This is a genomic window from Alphaproteobacteria bacterium (genome assembly GCA_019746225.1).
Lineage (GTDB): Bacteria > Pseudomonadota > Alphaproteobacteria > Paracaedibacterales > VGCI01 > VGCI01.
This window is the reverse complement of the sequence record JAIESE010000013.1, coordinates 43,610-63,990: the sequence shown is the minus strand read 5'-3', so window position 1 is coordinate 63,990 and position 20,381 is coordinate 43,610. Positions and strand designations below refer to the sequence as shown.

The following is a 20,381-nucleotide window of genomic DNA, read 5'->3' as shown; positions in this document are numbered from 1 at the left end:
AAGCTATCCTAGTTTTTCCTGATGATAGCAAACTTCTGGTACATGCTCATGCTGTACTTGCCTTCAGGAAGTAAATAATGGTGCTTAATATATGCTTTTAAAGAATTATTGTCAACTTTTTGCCCATAATCATGCAGATGTAACCCGCATATATGCAGCATTGATGCTAAATTACTTACCAGAAAACTTTCTTTTGATAAGTATAAATGAATATTTACATCATAGAAGATTGAAAATTCTCTTAAAAATAATTCAAAAGAATTTGGTCGTGCTCCAAAATCCTGTGCTAGCTGCTCCCTGTGCAACCCTTCATTGAAAACAATCACAAGGACTCCATTCGGTCTTAGAAGATCATAGGCCCTTTTCATATTTTCAATTAAATGATCTTTCTCAATATAATAAATGACATGTGACATATTGATGAGATCAAAACTCTGGGTGTTAAATTCAGTGTTCATAAAATTATCTTGGATTTTAGCCAAAGAAGTACCCGTTTTGAAATGCTGTAACCTAATATTATCTAATGCTAATGAACATGGGTCTACTACGGTAATAGCCTTAAACTTTCTACCTATCCATTTGGTTAATTTTCCTTTGCCAGGACCTATGTCTAAAAAGGCAGACTTGTTAGTTAATTGAGGAATTATCTTTTGAAGAAAAAATAACCCCCTATGGCGCGTTTCCAGGGTTGATTGAATAAACAACTCAAGGGTATCTAAATGGTGTTGCTCTGATATGAAATTACCAAATGAATTTGGCACAGGTAGTTTTTTCGAATACTTCTCAAGCCAGTTTAATCTATTCTCATTTATTTCATTCCTAGATTTAAAAGAAATAGGTGCAAACGTTACATTTGCCTCTTGGCACTTTTGATAATGCACAATATGCTTTCCATTTTATTTTTATCACATATTGTAAAATTATCGGTAATAAACCTACCTTTATACTGCCAAATTGTCGCAGGCGCTTAATCGCTAGTTATTTACTTATTCCATGATCTGAATTTATATATCTCTTCTTAGCGCATAATTGTAATTTTTACGATTGAACTTCAAAGTTCTTTCCATCTTGGATATTCTCTACAGAGATAACTTTGGATTGATCAATCTGAAATATATTGGGCGCAAATGCATGGTAGTAGGTACGATTGACACCTTCCAAAGTTTTGACTGGATAAGCATATTTAACCCAATCCACAGCATTAAGCTCCGATAAACGTTGTCGATCATGATAACACATCATCATTTTACGATCCCTGAGCTGTCTTACAAGTGATGGGGAAATGTTATGAGCTTCTCCTATATCAGCACAAATATCTAATTCCTCAGCAATACTCACGACAAGTCCATACGCTTTAGCCTCTTCTGTTAAAAACAAATAGCTTCCCATTGATTCACATATATATGCTTCTTTAAGCTTATGTTCTTTAAGCAAATTATTGAAAAAAATGTGGAAGTTTGAATCGAGAACGGCATGATCGACAACATCAACGCCAGCAATTGCTTGAAGAGCAACCTCGGATAAGTTCAGAAAATACCGCCATTGCGCTTTCATAATGGCTTGGTTTAATTGGTCAGCCATGCTTCGATCATGTTTACGAATATAATGCTGTATCAACCCCTCGTTAAAAGCTTGAATAGCAATTTGCTCATCTGCTTCTCCTGTTAAAAGGATTTTCTGTATGGGCAAATGGGCAATCTTCTTACATAATTCAAGACCGGTCATTTCTGGCATTGAGTAATCAACAACAATTGTTGAGATCTCATCAAAACGATGAGGTCTGTAAATTTCCTGATAGATATCGAATATATTGACGTCTAACCGACGATGTTCCCATTGCTCCTCATCTACATTTTGGATATAGCGGTTGGAGAAGGGATTAGGGATGTGAGATTCAAGAACGTCTAATGCTTTTTTAGGATTGGTAAAAAACTTATATATAGCTTGATCAGGCGACAGGACAAGGTTGAGTCCCTCTAGGAATTCACAATGATCATCAATAACCAACACTGTGGTTGGGTGAAAACAACAAGGTATCATAAAATATCTCCAAAAATTTAAATACAATTTCAATACATGATTTACATGTAATTTAAATTCTAATTAGCTTGTATAATGATATTTTTAAGTATTTGCAAATTATAAACAAAAATTGCCCATAAATATAATAAAGTACTAAAATTTTAGACGAAAGGTTTATTCAAGAGTGGAGCTGAATAGCTTCAGGTATTAAAGTGAATATGGTTGGGCGTTATGTAAGCTCTTGATTCTACTTTCTGTAAGTTAATCATATAATAATCAAGATTTCCCTCTTTGTACATTTTTATAAAATTTTCACCCCAATTAACGTCTAGAACTTGCTTACACCATTTATCTAGACCTGGAAAAACTTGGTTGCCTATCTTTATGATTTCTTTGACCTGAAACCCTTGATTTCTATGGTGGGCGCTGCAGGGATCGAACCTGCGACCCGCTGATTAAGAGTCAGTGGGACTGATCATATCATACGTTCTCCCTGCGTCTATAACTAACTATAAATAAACGATTTTTGCCGAAACTGACATCTTGCATCATACATCAAAATATCATTGAATCGATTTCAATTGCTTCCGGATTGCTTCCGGATTTATAATTTCTATTACCAATGAGAAGGAGACAGACATGAAAGACGGCAGGAAGCTAACCAAGTGGGTTGTTGAAAGCATTAAGCCAGATAAGAGTGAGGAACTGCTTGTTTGGGATTCTGAGATCAGGGGGTTTGGTGTAAGGGTTTACCCAACAGGTCGCAAGACATATTTTGTGCAATATCGTAATGAATTTTTCCGGACACGTCGCAAAAAGATCGGCGTTCATGGAGCGGTTACCGCAGAGCAAGCTCGTGAAATTGCCAAAGGACTTTTAGGTGATGTAGCCAAAGGGGGCGATCCATCACAAGAGGTACAGGCGAGGAGAATCAAACCATCATTCGCGGATCTTGCCAAGGAATATTTAGAGTTCTATGCCAAAACCAACAAAAGACCAAAGAGCTATCGGGAAGACGAAAAGATGCTTGAAGGAATTATTCTTAAACGTTGGGCTGACAAAAAAGTTGAGGAACTCACAGCACAAGATATTCAACATTTACATCATGAGCTAAAGGACACCCCCTACATGGCTAATCGTGTTCGGGCATTATTAAGCAAAATGCTCAATATCGCTATCCAATGGAAATGGCGCACGGATAATCCTGTGAATGGTGTTCAAAAATACCAGGAACAAAAACGCAATCGCTGGCTTGATGAAGTTGAGCTCGAAAAATTATGGGGCTCACTTGAATCCTATCACAATCAAAATGTTGCTAACGCCATTTGGTTGCTTGTGCTCACAGGCTCCAGGCGCGGAGAAGTCTTAAGTGCTACATGGGATCAATTCGATTTGGAGAAAGGCATTTGGACGAAGCCGGCCCATACAACCAAACAAAATCGTATGGAACATCTCCCCCTTTCTTCTCAAGTTATTACACTCTTAAAGGGCATGAAAGAAATAAGCAGGGATGACCATTTGTTCCCTGGAAGAGTTCATGGAAAGTCCCTCCAAGATATTAAAAAAGCCTGGAAGACTATTCAAACAAAGGCCGGCCTACAAAACGTTCGTCTTCATGATTTACGACACACCCATGCTTCGCACCTGGTTTCCAGTGGGTTAAGTTTGAGTATTGTTGGGAAACTACTAGGACATACCCAAGCCTCAACGACACAAAGATATGCACATCTAGCGGATGCACCGTTGAGACAGGCTGCGGAGTTTTTTGGAAATAAGGCGCAAGCAATCAGTTCCAGAAGTAATAAAGCAGGTAGAGCGTCCTCTTAATAAAGTTTATCAAAATAATAAGGTGTTGGCTTGATGAGGTAAAGAAAGCATGAGCATTGAGCGCCTGAAGCTTTTCAGCCGTTGAAATAAGAAGAGTATGTATGGCCTTAATCCATTATGTTTCATCATCTCTATCATTAGGATGAATTAGAATAGCAACCTTATTTTTTTTCAGGTCTGGGATGTCCATGAAACTCGGGAACACTAGAATTTGTCATTTCAACCCGTATGCTCTTAGTAGGTTTTCCATTAGCAACTCCAATCTCATAAGGAAAAGCATATTCAACATAAGTGCTTCCTTTGTCTTTAAGATCAGGAAGTTTTGCTCCCCTTTTTAAAGCTTCCCTTTCCAAATCTTCTACATTTTGACCTGGAAAATATTGTGATGGTTTTCCAGGACGTGCCAATCTTTCAGCTTCTTCTCGCGTTGTCGCTTTTTGATGTTTGCTGTATACTGCTGGTTGAGCCTCATTTACCGCCTTATCCCATTTATGTTTTTCAGCCCTATCTGCTTTTCGTCCGTAATAACCTTTATGCGCAACTTGATCATGATCTGATGAAATCGCCTCTATATGAGGGATATCTGATGAGGATGAGCGGGCTCCCGAAGCTGCTTTGCTTATTGCATTGGAAACGAATAGCTCACAACCCTGTTCTGTCGCTGCCCCGAGCCCTTTAGCCATTTTATCACTTGCACCAAGGTTGTGGGCTTCCCTTTCAACAAACTGGCCAGCATCTAAGCAACTTTCACCTACTAATATCTCCTGAACCTTCTCTTGAACTTTCCCTTTGGCAAATTCTCGAATTTTTTCTGCAGTGTAGGTTCCCGCTGCTTTTAAACCATGTGCACCGGCTTTGCGCGCAATATTTGCCCCTCCTAACAAAACATCTTCATGCCATGTAACTTGCTCAATGCCTTTTAATTCAGTTTCTGCCTCCTTACGGGCTTGTGCTATTTCTTTTTCACCCCACGATTTTCCATCATGCTCATATTGCGCTTTTTTGCCCGCTATATAATGAGCGACATAAGACTTTTCCCCCTCAATGCCAACATGTGCTTTAGAAGGAATTTCTCCACTCCATTCAGTATCCTCTCGGTCTTTCTCAAATAGAGTCGTTTTCCCAGTACCTTCACTTTGTCTAGCTTCAGCCATGACATTGGCCTCGTGGAGTGCAAGCGCAGCCATTGATTCCAGACAATTATTTTCTATTGCATTCGTAGAGGCTCCGATCGCTATATTCATATCCTGTTTTAAAAGCATTGCCGTAATAGCGCTTGTAATTTTTCCACCAGCCCCGGTCATTTGTATTTCTTGACGAATAAGAGCGCGCATATTCTCAGGCGTTGTTTCTATATTTTCTCTTTCAGCTCTATCTAGAGCCCTTTTGGCAACTGATTTTGAGTCCTTTTGAATAATATCTGTAACAGTCACAGCTACCGTAGCGCTTATGGCTCCAGTTAGGGCTCCTTTAGCGGGGTCATCTCCTTGTAGAGCTCCTGAAGCTGCACCCAAAGCAGCATGCAATAATTTATGAGTTACTGGATCAACATGGTTATGCGAATACCCATTTCCAATTTCATACGCGGCTGATGCACTCAAAGCCCCAACTACTGTCGAAACTGCAGCATTGCGAAGGGCTATATCGGCATCTCCCCCTTGAACAATATTAGCCCCTAGATTTACTACATTCTCAACACCTTTCTGTTTTATATTGTCAAATAAATTCTTTTTTATGGGGTCTAACTGAAGATGCAATACGTCACAAAGTTGACTTGTAATCCCTGCAGTTATCGCACTCAGCGCCATAGATTCAAGAACCTTAGTATTTGCCATGGCTTCTGCTGCTTGTATGATATTGCCTTTGGCAGCTATAAGCTGTACCGCTGCTTGACTACATAGAGTTGTCACAGCAGCGGATACCATTGTTCCCGCGAGAGTAGTTGACAATGTTGTGCCAACGAGCGCTGCACCCAAAGCACTGCCAACACCTGTCATTGAGACAGCTAGAGCAATTACCATGGCGAAGGCTTGAGATGGCCCCTCGACTGTTTTCGATTTTCTATTATAGTAATCAACGACTTCTGATTCGGATAGATTTTGTATATCTCCCGACAAGGTCTTCATAAAACCCAGAGTTTGGCCTGCAACTCTTTCTATCATTGCGTTTTTAGCATTGATTTTAACGGCTCCCTTAAACTCAGAAGCCTGATGATCTAATTTTTCATCGGAGGATTGTGTGGTTCGCACCCATAAAACATTGGAGCTCTTTTCTGTTGATGCGGATTGCATTTCGTTACGCCCCAACAAAATTTTAACTTCTGGAGAATCTAGAATGGTCTCTTGAGCTTGGCATTTTATATTTTTTACAGAAATACTATTTAATGCCTTCACTCCTATTCTTTCAAAAACGTTGAAATTAGCACCTCTTGATGTACTTTCTTGCCGTTGCATCTGTTGTTCAGTATTTTGACCGAACAATCCACCTTCATGCTTTGTGGTTTCCGATAAGTAAAACTTATCCGTAACGTCATCGATCACAACATCTTGACCCAGCAATGACAAATTTTGTGCGACAATATCTGTTGCCTGGTGGTAGTTCATGCCTTTTGCATGAATACCAACATTTCCACCTGCCTGTATCTGACTGACATCATTTGTCAGCTTATACTTTGTCTGAGAACCGTCAGTAATAGCGTGTGTTTCTTGTTCTTCTAATCCTAAAGCTAAGCTATAAACATTCTGTGCAGCAACTCCAATATCAAGCGCTGCCTTTAATCTTGCCCCAATAAGAGTTGTATTGTTACCCGATAAAAGAGCTATTGATCCGCCAGAATTAAGCAATGAACGGACAGCAATATCTTTATAGTTTCCCTCACCAGACTTTAGTCTCTTAACAACGGATTGGATCAAAGTATCGCGTGCCGAGGTAATGTTTATGGATTGACCAGCGTCAACTTCTGAAGCATCGAGAGTTGTATCGCGAGCCGATCGAGCTTGAAATGATTGTTTTGCCCTAAATTGTCCGTACTGGCTTTCAATGCTGCCTTGGGTAGATTCTAACGAAATATCCTGGCCTTCCATTACCGCAGGAAGCTTTTCGTCACCTTTATTTAATATTTGGGCCGCTTTGACCCCTAAACCTTCTTTTGCTTTTAACTGGGCAGTGTTAGTAAAAGCACCTCCGGCTTCAAAGTATGCGGAACCTTGACCAAGAAAGAGACCACCATTCAAGATATTTCTTTTTATAAATGACAAAAAGTTCTTATCTGCTGTAATCCTTGACTTATTTTCTAGACCTACTGCGTGCAATACCATCTTGCATTTTATGATAATATCCTCATCAACTACCAGATGATCATCAACTGTGTAGGTTAATGTGTTTTGAATATCTATGTGCCGTAAAAGTTCTTGCAGCTGCATATCTTTTAGGAGAATTTCAGCCATATCCGCTTTAACTATTCCCTTAAATCCTCCTCTTGTTAAAGGCGCATCAAGCACTACTTCAGAACCTTCCAACATAGCTTCTTCTGTATCGCCATAGGTTTGGCTTTTTGATTTCAGGGTACCTTTCGCTACAACCTTTTTATTATTTTGAAAATGGAGACTGCTCTGGGAAAATTTATCAACTTCAACAGAAGCGTTATTGGTAAAGTTTTCAGTTGTTTCAATGCTTAACTCACCTCCTTTAGCCTCTTTGTCTAATATTACTTGCTTAGATGATTTCAATCTTGTTTTGTTTTGATTCTGCAATCCTTGTATGTGGATACCTTGATCCCCTTCTATGTGTGTCGTTGCACCGCCTTTCAATTGTAAATCTGAAGCTTGAAATTTACCGGGAGTCGAAGCATGGATATGATCTTGGGCTTGTAACGTGACAGTGTTCATCTGCATATCTTTTTGAGCCTCTAAACTGACTAGTCTGGCTGCAATGGATGCATCTTTAAGACTCATCGAGCCCCTTACGTTTAACTCAGCAATAGTCTTTGCTTGAGCGTGAAATTTCTTTGCTTCCATATCCTTATCTAACTTCACAGCAACCTTTCCCCCAAGAGCATTTAAGGTAACATTTGAAAAGTTGCCACTATCTGCTTGTATTTGGGCATGATTATCTGGGAAATATCCCGTTTTTATATAAGATTTGCTCCCTTTAAATTGACCAAAAGTTGTATAGCGTGAACCTCCCGCTTGGATATTGTCATTGCCCCGTCGTGTGAGATCGCCCCGGGCCATTGTTACAATGCCATAAGGTTCTTTAAGCAAATTTCTTAAATAGTCCCCCCAATGCCCTGTTAAAAACGTATTAACGTAAGCTTTAAAAACATTCCGCTCCCATCTGGGCGCAATGAAATCTGGGTTGAGCAAATAGTAAGTGTCATAAAGAGCATCCTCATCAGACTTGTGATATTCTTGGAGCTGATTATTTACACCTTGATGGACAATCGTGTTATCAGAGTAAAATTGCAGACGGTGTCTCATGTTCAAAATTGCTTCTGAAGCAACCGTTAACTTCTGCGTCGCTTTAATAACCCCATTAGCAATAAATGATTGGTGATGAGGAAGAAATTGAAGATAAGCCCCTTGTAGCAAAAATAATGTGGGAGAATAAACATAACCTGAGTCAAGATAACTTCCCGTCACATTAACATGATGAACCCCTGCCGTATAAAACCTGCCGGATTCTTTATTTTCAACGGTTGTACAGTTAAGCGTAGAATGGCCAAGCGTGCGGATGGTGGCGCTATTTACTAACTTGAATACCTCACCGTAAGTGCCGTTTACTGATTCAATATCCCCAAAGTTATTTAAACATGTGAGATATAATCCTAGATTTTCTCCGGTAATGTTCAACTTTCCATGATTAGTGAGAGTATGAAGTTTGACAGTCGCACCTTTTAACGCCTTTACTTGACTGCCCTCTCTTAAAGTAAGCGTGGAGTCAACACCGGATAATTGACAATCTAGAAGGCCGTTGACGACCAAAGTTCCTTTCAGATCGAGCGAATGTTCACCATTTAATGTACATGCATCTAAAAATTCTATCGTTCCTTCATTATGGGGCAAAATAGACATAAGATTATCAAGGGTTCTGGCGATTATATGACCAGATTTACTATTATGTAATGTCTCAGAAGAAATGTCTGTTTCAGTCTGCAGAAGACCTTTGTTGATGATTTGGGTTTTTCCAAAATCCATATTACCCTTAGTTATGAGGCGTCCTTTGTTCTCGAAAGATAAAGCATGTATTTCCACACCACCAATTACGGCAGCATCATTTTCAAAAATAACCCTTCCATTAGTATGAATAATCAGCTTTCCACTACAAGAAACGTTATGAAGCACAATATCTCCATCTGAAAAGATCTCAATATTTCCGCCGGTACTCTGTAAAACACCTTCGATTATTAAGGGCAACTGATTGTGGGAATGAATTGATAGTTTTGCCGCCCGCAAGATCGTGTTTGGATTTATGTATAATGCTTGTTTTTTATCGGCATTAGACAAAAGCCGATCCTTATCTCCCTTTAGCAACTCAATAGATAGTGAATTTAATGGATCTAGAACAGATTCTTGAATGCAGATAGACTCAGCCTTAAGGCGTAAGTTTTCTAAACGTTCGCCACTTGAAAGAGAAGTGCTTTTTATTTCTATCGCACCTCGTTCTTTCGAATAGTTATCAAAATACTCATCGGCTTGAGCTACGAAATCCAGGTCTAAAACATTGCTAATTAAAGGGTTGTTTATAACAAACCCTTTTGGATTTTTAAACATCATGGAGGATAATTCATCTGATTTTATTGAACCCGCAATATTAGATGGTTGTCCACTTTCAATCCGATTGACAATCAGAGCTTGTGCTATTGGCGCAGGAAATATAAGTATATCTTTTGGAGTTAAATCAAGTGACCCAAAATAATTAAGAGCTTGCTGTTGAGTCTCAATGTACTTGTTGGTTGGAAAAGCAGAAAATCCATACGCGAGAGTGGAAGATGAAGACACCTTAACAGGATTATCCGTTAAGGCTTCTTCCATAGCTCCAGCAATATGGGAGCTTATTTGAGAAAGAATGACAATTCTTGTAACGCATCCTTTCAAAGTGAATACCTTGTGAACTGAGTTATTAGATACTACGTACTTCATTCTTTCCTCCTTAAAAATTTAGCTGCATAAAAGTAAGGGGGGTATAGCCCCCCCTTCTTATTGGGCCGGAATGTTTGTAAATTTACCGAGAAGCTTTTGTTTAACAGGATCTACGGCAAGTGCATAATATTGGGTGCTATAAAGTTGTAGCTTATTGGTCTTTAATGTTTCCAATTGGTCAGCGGTAATTTGGGGGGATGGAGCAACTTGACCAGCAGTATTGGCTCCTGAAGTCCCAGCATCCCCAGGATCACCTAAAGGTCCACGCTCATTGTCGAGAAGACGAGGACCATCCTCTCTATACCTACCCCCATCTCCTAAATGGCTTGTTCCATCCTCAGCATTAGCCCAAATTTCTGTACCATTATGATCATATTTACCTGGCCGATAATTGTACGTAATTTTATAATTAACACGTCCTCCGAGCCCTCCTGCGCTACCGCTACCCCCACTTCCATCAGACCCATCCTGGGGTGGATTGCTTGCGACGATAGGGCTTATTTTGGGACAATCCACAACTAAAAGACCTTGATGCCCTTTTAGTCCTTTGGCTCCGCCATTCTTACCATTGCTACCTTTAGTCCCTTTTATGCCTGCCTGTTTATACTCTTTCTTAGTATAATCAATGCTCAAATGGGCTTTATACCATGGAATAGGATTTCCCTTTCTATCTTCGTCAGTTCCACCCTTCACTTTCAATGCAGACACATAATATCTATTTTTTTCAGGATCATCTACTCCTCGACCTACGGAAACCGGCGTAGAACTATGCTCGTTCCAATCTCCCGTAGTACCATCCGCTGGTGTAGGCACCGATGTGCTATTGCCCCTTCTTGGCCGTTTTGTCCCGACCCCCCGTCTTTCTTAATTTCAAATGTGGTTGGATTTTGTGGGTGGGCTACTTTATAGGCATCAGTAAATTTATTTGCTAATAAGACTAAGCTTCCACCGTTTCTTCCGGGAAGACCTGGCGTTCCAACTTGATCATTGGCAGCCTTACTCATAGATGGATGGGCTCTAGCAGAAAGATCGAGCGTGACAGACTGGGTTGTCTGAACTATTTCGGGTGTTATTCCAACGACCGTTGCTTCTTTCAAACTTAAACTACCATCTGCTAACAAATTTCGTAGAGATAGGAGATTGAGTTTTCGTATTTCAGTATTCGGAGTTAGGCCTGTAATTCCACTACGCGTAAGATTATTTTCTACAAACTTCTTCACATCGGTCATGCCAAGTAAGTAGCCAACAAGCGTTAATTCTTTATTTTGGCTATCAAAAATATAGTTAATTCCATTTAATGTATCTAAATTTTGACTTCCATCGACTACATTTTTTGAGCTTAAGTAACGAATGTTGTTCATGACAGACATCAACGGAGCAAGCCACTGATCGCGAGCATAATTGGTATTTATACCCAACTTTTCTTGTAAATAGCGTATATGATTTATATTCCTTGTGATTCCATTCGTACCTATTAGACTCTCAATGTCCCGCACAAAATCGTCTAGAGGTTGCGTGTTAGCGTTGTTAAACTTATTAGAGAAAGCTAGAAGCTTATCACGAAGTTCATCTACGGTTCCTTCATGCCCAAGTATTTTTTGATTGCAAAGATTCCATATTGTTTCAACTGCGTCCTCACTTAAGTATTTTGTCACCTGATTATTTAATTTATCCAATACTTGTTTAATGAATGTATTTGATTCTTCTTTAAAAACAATATGAATATCAGCTGGGTTTTGGACTGCCATATAACGCGACTCGTTTCCATTTGCTACATCTATACTCTGTTGAATGGATTCTCTTGTGTTGAGGGGATCTCTAGGTTCATAGAGTGCATTGGCGAGATTTGGCAAAGAGAAGAAAGAAACACGTTCAGGATGATTTACTAAATATTCCAAGATGCCCATGCCGCCAGCATCATAGTTCAAAGGTGCACTTTGCATGACTTCTAAAATATTTCGTAATATGCCTTTGACTGGCTGCTGAACTCCATTTTGGTCTAAATAGACTCCATCAACCAAGTCACCTTGATTCATACGATCAGTTTGAGATACGACAAGTGAAAGCGCATTTTTTAAATCATTATTTATCCCCATATCAACGGTACCATCTTCCCGTACTTGATACCCAAACATGCGCGATAACCTTATTAAAACCTCAGTTAGATTTTTATAATTTGCTTCAAATAAATCTGACTCTTTAATGGTTAAAACGTATTTTGATGGGTTGTTTTTTGTTAATAATGTTTTAAGAGATTTAACATTCAAAATATCATTCAAAGGGGTTTCAATTCCATTAGCTCCAGGCGTTGTCCAAATGACACGTTGGCCTGCTTGATCAAACCAAGAGCCAACATTTCGGGAGCCAATAATACCAGACACAACACTTAATGAGCCTAATTGAGGATTGCCTTGTAATTCAACCCGCGCTGGTCTAAAACCCCTATTGAGCGCAACCGATAAATCAGAACCTGCATAATAATGTGCAAGAGCGTCTTTCCCGACTCGGGCATCCCCAATAAAAATGATTCGTTGCTCAGGACGTTGCAAATTTAGGTTATTAGCCACTGCCTGTTCAAATGCATCAATTATCATTTTCAAATCAACAAAATCTTTTGGCGCTTCAGGAAATTCATTAAGAATATATTCTGGCATTCCAGGAACACTGACAAGGTGATGCGAGGGCATGTTTATGTAAAAAGATTGCTCACTTCCTACTTTTGACCATTTTTCCTTACGAAAATAATTTGTTCTTACGCCGTTAACATTATTCTGATGGTAAGGCACTTCTTCAGTTAAATTTTCTGATGAACTAAATTGATAAAGGCCAGCTGGTAATTTACCATTGGGGGTATCAATGCGTATACCTGGCGTCCAGTTCAACTTAAGGCTATCTTTATGAGATGATATAAAAATACGAACATCCTCTTGTCCAGGAGTTCCCTGTCCACGAGTCCACAATTCTTGCGTAGCATGAGGTTCATAGATATCTACTCCGTCGCTGTAAAGGAGATGCTGTGCTCGAATTGTCGGGTGGAAATTATCTGTTATAAATCCATCGTATCTATACCCTCCTGCATTCTCACCCTGTCTCGCCAAAGGTATAGGGGCTTGGTTCTTATAGAATGCTTCTACATAGTTGACCGTACACCCTTTATGTTCTGGCAATTCTCCATGGGGTTGCTCCACTCTTTGATTACCTACCATAGTAAATTGTTCTCGGTGTGCTGTTAATCCATCCCCACCATAATAAACAAGGCCTTCTTGTATCTGTTGTGCACCCATAGTGAGTCCACACATAATCGTGGTACTTAATAACAAGCTTTTTATTAATAAACCTTTTCTTTTCATGACTTTCTCCTTTTTATTCAAGTTGGCTCGTAAAATAACTGCATACCTTACATTTCTTAATTTACGTTAGTAACAAACAAATAATCTAACCCAAAAAAAACGTATTTGACTTCATCTATGTAAAAATTACGTAGACCACCAGGTAGAAACTGTATAGAGTTTGAATCAATAAACAAAGACCAACCATACAATTTAGAGTTGCGCGCAAGGCTTTGAAAATCAAAGATAATTATACATTGTTGAATAAGTTTTATTCTGTGCATCTTCAAACAATGCGAGGGATAAATTTCACTCAAAGAGAAATAGATATTATTTCGTGCTTACTCAATGGCAGAGCATCTAAAAAGATATCCTTCTTTCTGAACATCTCTTCCAGAACAGTTGATACTCATATACGTAACATAATGCTTAAGCTGGAGTGCAACTCTCGAGAAGGCATCATTGATTTTGTAGAAAATTGTGATCAATACGTACATTTCAAGCCGTATTATTCACAGCTAATGGCAAATTTTCATTTTGAGAACACCTTAAAAAAAATATCTCATATAAATCCAAAAGATTTTTTGGTCCTCCTGTATGATCCAAGTTTAAACAAAGAGAAGGGGGCCATCCTCGACCAAATAAAATATCATTTAAGTTTGGCTGGGATGGAAATTTTTCAAAAAGAAAATCCTCTCCTTAAAAATCTCATTAACCTTGAAAAGGTTATCAACTCTTATTCAAAAGAGAATATCCTTTGTATCCTTACAGAGAAGTATTTGAATGATCCTCAAATTGTCCCTGAAAAAAGATTTTTAACTTCGTCCACTCAAAATGATATGCAACGGGTATATTACCTAGTTTTAGAAGACGGAAAGCGGACATTTTCAAAAAGATCCTATGAAAGGGGGCCCTTTCATTTTCTGGATCAATCTAATTACTTTTTCTCCTTTTTTGACCTTGTAAGAAAAATTTATCCTTTAATAAATATCGATCCTTATATTCATGAGTTTAAGCCTTTTGCCGCAAATGATGTTCCTTTAGAGGAGCCACAAATGTTCCCGTCACGTTCAAAACCAAAGGATAATGGTGCAAAGAAAGAGGAACCCTCACCTAAAAATGGTTTTTTCTGGGGACCTAGGAAGAGATATCTAACTGCAGCATGTTTGTTAAGTTTGAGCTTGGTAGGAGCTGGGTTTCTCTTGTTTGAGGGTAAAAATAGATATCTTACACCGTTAACTACGAGGAAGGCGTCACTATCATCAACTCTTCAGCGACCTAAATTATTGTCATTATTAGGCGATAAACTGATGGGGGAAGGTGGCATTCAAACAGTTGCTCTTGTTGGCCCTGGAGGGGCTGGGAAAACCTTCCTTGCTCGTCAATATTTAGATCAGAAAGAGAATGATAACTCATGGGAATTGAATGCAGAATCAATGGAAAGTCTCAAAGATTCTTTCGAGAAGCTTGCAGGGGCCCTTTTAAAAACACGCGAAGATAAAGAGGTATTTACTGCTTTAAATAACATTAAAGACCCTACAGAAAAGGAAGAAAAACTTATCCAATTTGTCAGAGAACGTCTAAAGACTCGGGCTGATTGGTTTCTTTTTTATGATAACGTCGAAAAATTTTCTGATATTCACAAATATTTTCCACATGATGCGACCTTTTGGGGAAAAGGCAAAGTAATAATTACAACGCGAGATACTCATATTCAAAGTAACACACATGTCAATCATGTCATACAAGTTGACGAACTCGAGGAGGATGAAAAGTTAGATTTATTTATGAAGGTTATGGAAGAAGGTAGCAAACAAGACTTTAAACCTCCTCTAAAAGAACATACCATAACGTTTTTAAAGAGTCTTCCACCTTTTCCTTTAGATATTTGTATTGCGGCTTATTATTTAAAAGCAACAAACATTAGCTATATTAAGTATCTTGAGCATCTAAATGTTTCTAATGCAGATTTTTCACTTCTTCAAAAAAATGTCTTACAAGATAGAAGTGAGTATTCTAAGACTCGTTATGGAATTATCGTTGCCGCAGTACGGTCACTTATGGATATTCATAAGGATTTTGGCGATCTTTTACTCCTTATAAGCTTGATTGATTCTCAAAATATTTCAAAGGATTTATTAGACGCGTATAAAAGTGATGTCGTTATTGATAATTTCATATATCATTTAAAAAAATATTCTCTTATCAACAATGATTTATCCAGCTCAGCAACATCTGGTTCAAGCTATTACATTCATAGAAGCACGCAAGAGATTATATTAGCTTATTTGACAAAAATATTAGATTTGGAAAAAAAACATCATAATATTGAATACATTTCTAAAAGACTAGAAGAATATTCACAAGTTATTGAAGATAAAGAAGATCTTCAGCAAATGAGGGTGCTAAAAAATCATTATGAGCGAATTTTATCTCATAAGAGCCTTTTAACACCTACGATAGAGGGCTCTATAGAGTGTGAGCTTGGGAATCTATATTATACTTTAGGAAATTATAAACACGGGAAAGTACTGCTCGAAACAAGTCTTGCAAAACTCAATAAAGAACCATATGCAAACGTGTCTCGTGTTGCACAAGCGTTGGTTTACCTATCCAATGCTTGTTGGGACCTTGGTAGTTTTAAAGAAGCAAAAAACCATCTGACAGAAGCAACCCTCATTTACCAAAGGGATCTTCCTGATAATAAGCTTGGCCTTGCAAAAGCTATGAGCTATTTGGGTATCATTCAGGGTGAGTTGGAAAACTATGAAAAAGCTAAATCCATTCTCAACGCATGTCTTCGTATTTACCGCGACCATCTTCCACAAAACTATACGGGCATTACCCAAGTTTTAATTCATTTAGGTATTATTTATCGTAATGTGGGTGAATATGACAAAGCGAAAGAAGTTCTTGAGGAAAGTCTGTTAATTTATCAAAGTCATCTTCCGGAAAATTACATTCCCTATGCATGGGCTCTCTCAAATTTAGGTAATATAAATAAAGATATGGGAAACTACATGCAAGCTCATGCGTTGTATGAAAAGAGTTTTCAGCTATACAAAAAGCACCTGCCAGATAATCAAGTTGAGATAGGGAGAATTTACGCTCGTCTCGGGAATGTAAATAGAGATTTGGGCAACTTTACAAAAGCAAAAGAATTATTTGAAAAAAGCCTCAAAATCTACAGTGCTCACCTTCCTGTGAATCATGTTGCCTTTGCTTGGTCATTGGCTCATTTAGGAAATGTTCATAGAACATTAGGAGATTATGAAACCGCAAAGGAGTATCTCGAGAAAAGCTTGGCCATTTATAGCAAAAACCTACCTGATCATTATGTCGAAGTTGCGCGCGCCAAGGTATATCTTGGCAATGTTCAGGCAGACCTTGGGAACTACAAAGAAGCTCATGAACTCTTTCAAAAGTGCCTGCTCATCTATGAAAGGAATTATGGTAGAGACCATTTGGAAGTGGCTCGTGTGGTCTATGGTTTAGGACGAGTTTATCTGTTGGAAGGCAATATTAATGAGGCAGAAAAATATTTGCTTAAGGCTTTACAAAAATTCCAAGCAGCGGATCACACAGAACAATATCTCATTCTAGAAGATTTGGCTCAGCTGTGTCTTAAAAAGTCGAAGCGTGCTGAAGAAAATAAGAATATTATTGAATCTCGAGAGCTGGATCAAAAAGCCATTGCTCTGTTCAATCAAGCCTTGCAAGTGATAAATGCTCGTCTTCCAGAATCTTCCCACAAAACCAGAATTCAAGCAAAACTTCAAAACATTCTTTAAATGAAACGATTCTAAAAGATAAAAAATTCTTTACCTTGATGCATTGCAAAAGTTGGTGAATTCGCCCCAAGCAAAAAATAACACCAAAAAACTCTTAAGCATTGTTAATTACTCTTATTTTTAAGGATTTTTATTTATTGACTACGGTATTTTTTATCACAATCTTTAGACTTAAGCCAAAAACATTAAATTTTGATAGAGCTAACTCTATCATTAATTATACGTCATTTAAATTTACTTGCCAAAACTGTTCGGGATTTCATATGTGATCATGGTTAGATTCTTGCCAAAGAATATCTCTTCCCTGGTAAAGTGGCGGGACAATCTCTTCAAGATATTAAAAAAGCCTGGAAGACCATTCAAACAAGAGCCGGCCTCCAAAACGTTCGTCTTCATGATTTACGTCACACCCATGCGTCGCACCTGGTTTCCAGTGGTTTAAGTTTGAGTATAGTTGGAAAACTATTAGGACACACCCAAGCCTCAACGACGCAAAGATACGCACATCTAGCGGATGCACCGTTGAGACAGGCTGCGGAGTTTTTTGGAAACAAGACACAAAAGATTCAAGAAAGGACTTTAAAAGCAAATATTGATCTTCCTTAGAATTACGAAAGTTGACATTTTTTAAATTGAATTTTTTTGAGCATTATTTCTTTCTGAAAAGATAGCAAATCCATCTGGCCAACTTGACCACCTCGAGCTGGCCAATTTGGCCACCTCTCATTACCGAGACTACATGAATACAAGAACTAATATTCTTCCTCCTCTTGATCTCCTCCTTCAGAAAACTTCGAGAAAAAATGGAAGATGAGGAGTGTGATAAATTTTTAATTAAGTTTAATTTAAATTATTGTTTAATCTTCCATAAATGACCTCCTGATCCCTTTTGGGTGCATTTTTAGGGATCAGTAGCGGATCTCATCCTAAAAGCGCCCCACGACGATTTTAGGTGGCTTTACGAAGACTTTGGTAGATTAGAGCCAAATGGATGAGCAGAATTTGAAAAGAAAGCTAGGCAACCAGCCAACAATTCATCAAGCATTTCGCTGGGACTAAAAACATCCCAATAACAACCCTGCAATAATGCCCCTATCAACAGCTTACCAAAACCCTCAAATCAATCCACTCTAAAAACCAAAATTCCTGCAATTCTTAATATCTGTTACATGCACAAATGCGATGTTGCAAATGCAACGTATAAGCACGCACTTTGAAATTCTTCAACGAGAACGATGAATTATTTTTCAATTTAAGATTTTTTCATGCGTCTAAATTGGAAATTTAGGTGGGGGTCGTAGGGGGCATCAGAACACATCCCTAAAAAAATCAGGCAACTTTCCATTAATATCCTTAGTAAATTCTCTGGCTAAATTGATCAAATTTTTAATTTCATTTTCATCTGTGCTAATTTCTTTACCATCCTTATCTTTACCCCCTCTATGAATAAAATCATGTCTTTTTCGTATAAAGACTTCTAATTGTTGGGTATCGACAAGAGAAATATCAAGGACTTCTGCAAATAGTTTTTTTACCAACGGAAGATTATGAAAGGATGTGTTCTGTATTTCGTCCTTGATTTCATCATCAATCTTATCATATCGTCTGAAAATTTCTGATATTAGCATTTTTTCGGTAGATTTTCTTGAGGCTCTGAGAAATTTCTCTCTTGTGTTGTAATCTATCTCTGGCTTAAAAATGTTCTTCACAAAAATATCAGATAAATAAGTTTCTAAATTCGTAACAACAAATACGAAAGCCATCGTCAATTGAAATTGTTTATCTCTCGAAGGCTCATTGAGCAACTCCTCAATGGAAGTGAGTTTTTCGTTAAGGGCTAGATAGGGATCATTGTTTTGTATCCCTGCATCGATTTCATAAAATTGATCATTACTATTTTCCTGATGTTGAAAGAACGCGTCTGTATATACCCAATCTGATATATCAAATTCTTCTTCAAGTTCTCTTGCAGTTTCGGCAATAAATTCATCAGTTGCCACGTCTGAAAATTGGTCGCTTAGTGTTTCAAGTGCATCAAATGGGCCACCAGATATATATTGATATCCACCCTCGCCTGAATCATACGGTGTATTCTCAACAGGATCACAATATCTCTTTAAAAACCACTGCTTCATTATTTCATTTTGTAATGATGTCGGCATCCCAGAAAAATCAATGTTTGTAAGCGTTACATTGTATTCCTCGAAATATGCATGTTCAAAAAGATCTATCGGCATTCTATGCTGCTCTCCTAAACACTAACCACCTAAAGATTATTTTGAGCATATACAATTAAAGAATAATTAATTATTTTGTTTGTCAGCCTTGTAAAAGGTTATGTAACCCTCACAACTCCTTCACAAGAAGGTGATGGTATGTGCACCAATCGATACACCACTTTCGCTTCAGGTAATCCATATCAACATTAGCGGTTAGGACGATGTACAAGGGCATTTTGTAATCACCGGCACAAATCTCGATTAGCGGGAGATTATCCTCAAAGGCTTCTTGCATTGCTCCACATGGGTCTTTGGTGTGGGTATAGAGAGCGGCGACTCGTCTTGGGGAATAGATCGTAAAGCTCCAATTCAGTTGTGAAAGATTCGGTTGATCATCCACGAGCTTCAAATTTTCAATCGTTTGGATATCCTTAAGAAGTTCATCGAAACTCTCAAAGTACTCTGCTGGAGTCCCATCCAAAGACACAATTTTTATCATTCACTGTCTCCTTATCTTTACAAAATCGACGTATGAATGCTTGAGAGGGTCTTCTATCTTGAATTTTGGGCATGATGAATCAACTAGCCGCGAAGGCAAAATGAACCAATTAAAGACAAGGAAAACCCGAAGAGGTCGTCTCAAACATCACACAACATGAAGGAAACAAGACAGCGCCTCGCCTCCTTCAGATGAACGTGTTTAAGAGAGACACACTTCTGGGGGCCCAGAATTATGGGGGATTCTCTTGTTCTGTTCTTGGAAAATGCGCTCAGTATGCGCTAAGATGTCTTTAGCCATGATTTCAACCTCATCCGTTGTGTTATGGTTAGTGGCGTATGGGTTTTCGCGAACCTATTCGCCACGCTTACTCTCGACTTCGGCACTGCCGGGTCGAGAAGGTTCAGATAATTTGCCGGGTCGGCGCACTCATCTTGAACCTATCTTTCAAGGTAAAGAGGTGAGTCCTGATAATCAAGAAAAAACCTCATTAACACCTTGAAATGAGAAACTTTTCCCTCTTGTGTTGCATGTGGGTCACGGGAGTAATGGGC

General features: G+C 38.5%; 11 protein-coding genes. 4 read left to right on the top strand and 7 right to left on the bottom strand.

Going from position 1 to position 20,381, the window contains the following annotated elements; translation table 11 throughout:
- Positions 1-8 precede the first annotated feature (8 nt).
- Both K2Y18_02220 and K2Y18_02215 read right to left on the bottom strand, forming a co-directional pair.
- The gene (locus K2Y18_02220) at positions 9-881 is read right to left on the bottom strand and encodes a class I SAM-dependent methyltransferase (protein MBX9804552.1); all 873 of its coding nucleotides are present in this window, start codon (positions 879-881) and stop codon (positions 9-11) included.
- A 157-nt stretch (positions 882-1,038) separates the two neighbouring features.
- Complete coding sequence (locus K2Y18_02215; protein MBX9804551.1) at positions 1,039-2,040, bottom strand: response regulator; 1,002 nt, start codon at positions 2,038-2,040, stop codon at positions 1,039-1,041.
- Positions 2,041-2,661: 621 nt separating this feature from the next.
- On the opposite strand from K2Y18_02215, the gene K2Y18_02210 reads away from it, so the two are divergent.
- Entirely contained in the window at positions 2,662-3,849 is a 1,188-nt protein-coding gene (locus K2Y18_02210; GenBank protein ID MBX9804550.1) for a site-specific integrase, read from the top strand.
- Between the two features lie 161 nt (positions 3,850-4,010).
- On the opposite strand, the gene K2Y18_02205 is transcribed toward K2Y18_02210, so the two are convergent.
- The 3 genes from K2Y18_02205 to K2Y18_02195 are packed head-to-tail and all read right to left on the bottom strand — an operon-like array spanning position 4,011 to position 13,339.
- Positions 4,011-9,989 (bottom strand): DUF637 domain-containing protein, encoded by a 5,979-nt coding sequence (locus tag K2Y18_02205; protein ID MBX9804549.1) that lies wholly within the window; start codon positions 9,987-9,989, stop codon positions 4,011-4,013.
- A 57-nt stretch (positions 9,990-10,046) separates the two neighbouring features.
- On the bottom strand, positions 10,047-10,802 hold the full coding sequence (locus K2Y18_02200) for a hypothetical protein (GenBank protein ID MBX9804548.1): 756 nt from the start codon (positions 10,800-10,802) through the stop codon (positions 10,047-10,049).
- Positions 10,736-13,339, bottom strand: a complete 2,604-nt coding sequence (locus K2Y18_02195) for a hypothetical protein (protein MBX9804547.1) — start codon at positions 13,337-13,339, stop codon at positions 10,736-10,738. Before K2Y18_02195 ends, K2Y18_02200 begins: the two co-directional genes overlap by 67 nt.
- Positions 13,340-13,551: 212 nt before the next feature.
- Between K2Y18_02195 and K2Y18_02190 the strand changes: the two genes are divergently transcribed.
- Positions 13,552-17,109 (top strand): tetratricopeptide repeat protein, encoded by a 3,558-nt coding sequence (locus K2Y18_02190; GenBank protein ID MBX9804546.1) that lies wholly within the window; start codon positions 13,552-13,554, stop codon positions 17,107-17,109.
- Positions 17,110-17,388: 279 nt separating this feature from the next.
- Complete coding sequence (locus tag K2Y18_02185; GenBank protein ID MBX9804545.1) at positions 17,389-17,715, top strand: tyrosine-type recombinase/integrase; 327 nt, start codon at positions 17,389-17,391, stop codon at positions 17,713-17,715.
- A gap of 701 nt (positions 17,716-18,416) precedes the next feature.
- Here the strand turns inward: K2Y18_02185 and K2Y18_02180 are convergent.
- A complete protein-coding gene (locus K2Y18_02180; protein ID MBX9804544.1) occupies positions 18,417-19,346 on the bottom strand; it encodes a hypothetical protein in 930 nt (309 codons plus the stop codon).
- A 109-nt stretch (positions 19,347-19,455) separates the two neighbouring features.
- Complete coding sequence (locus tag K2Y18_02175; GenBank protein ID MBX9804543.1) at positions 19,456-19,827, bottom strand: hypothetical protein; 372 nt, start codon at positions 19,825-19,827, stop codon at positions 19,456-19,458.
- Positions 19,828-20,074: 247 nt separating this feature from the next.
- Between K2Y18_02175 and K2Y18_02170 the strand changes: the two genes are divergently transcribed.
- On the top strand, positions 20,075-20,329 hold the full coding sequence (locus K2Y18_02170; GenBank protein ID MBX9804542.1) for a hypothetical protein: 255 nt from the start codon (positions 20,075-20,077) through the stop codon (positions 20,327-20,329).
- Positions 20,330-20,381 lie beyond the last annotated feature (52 nt).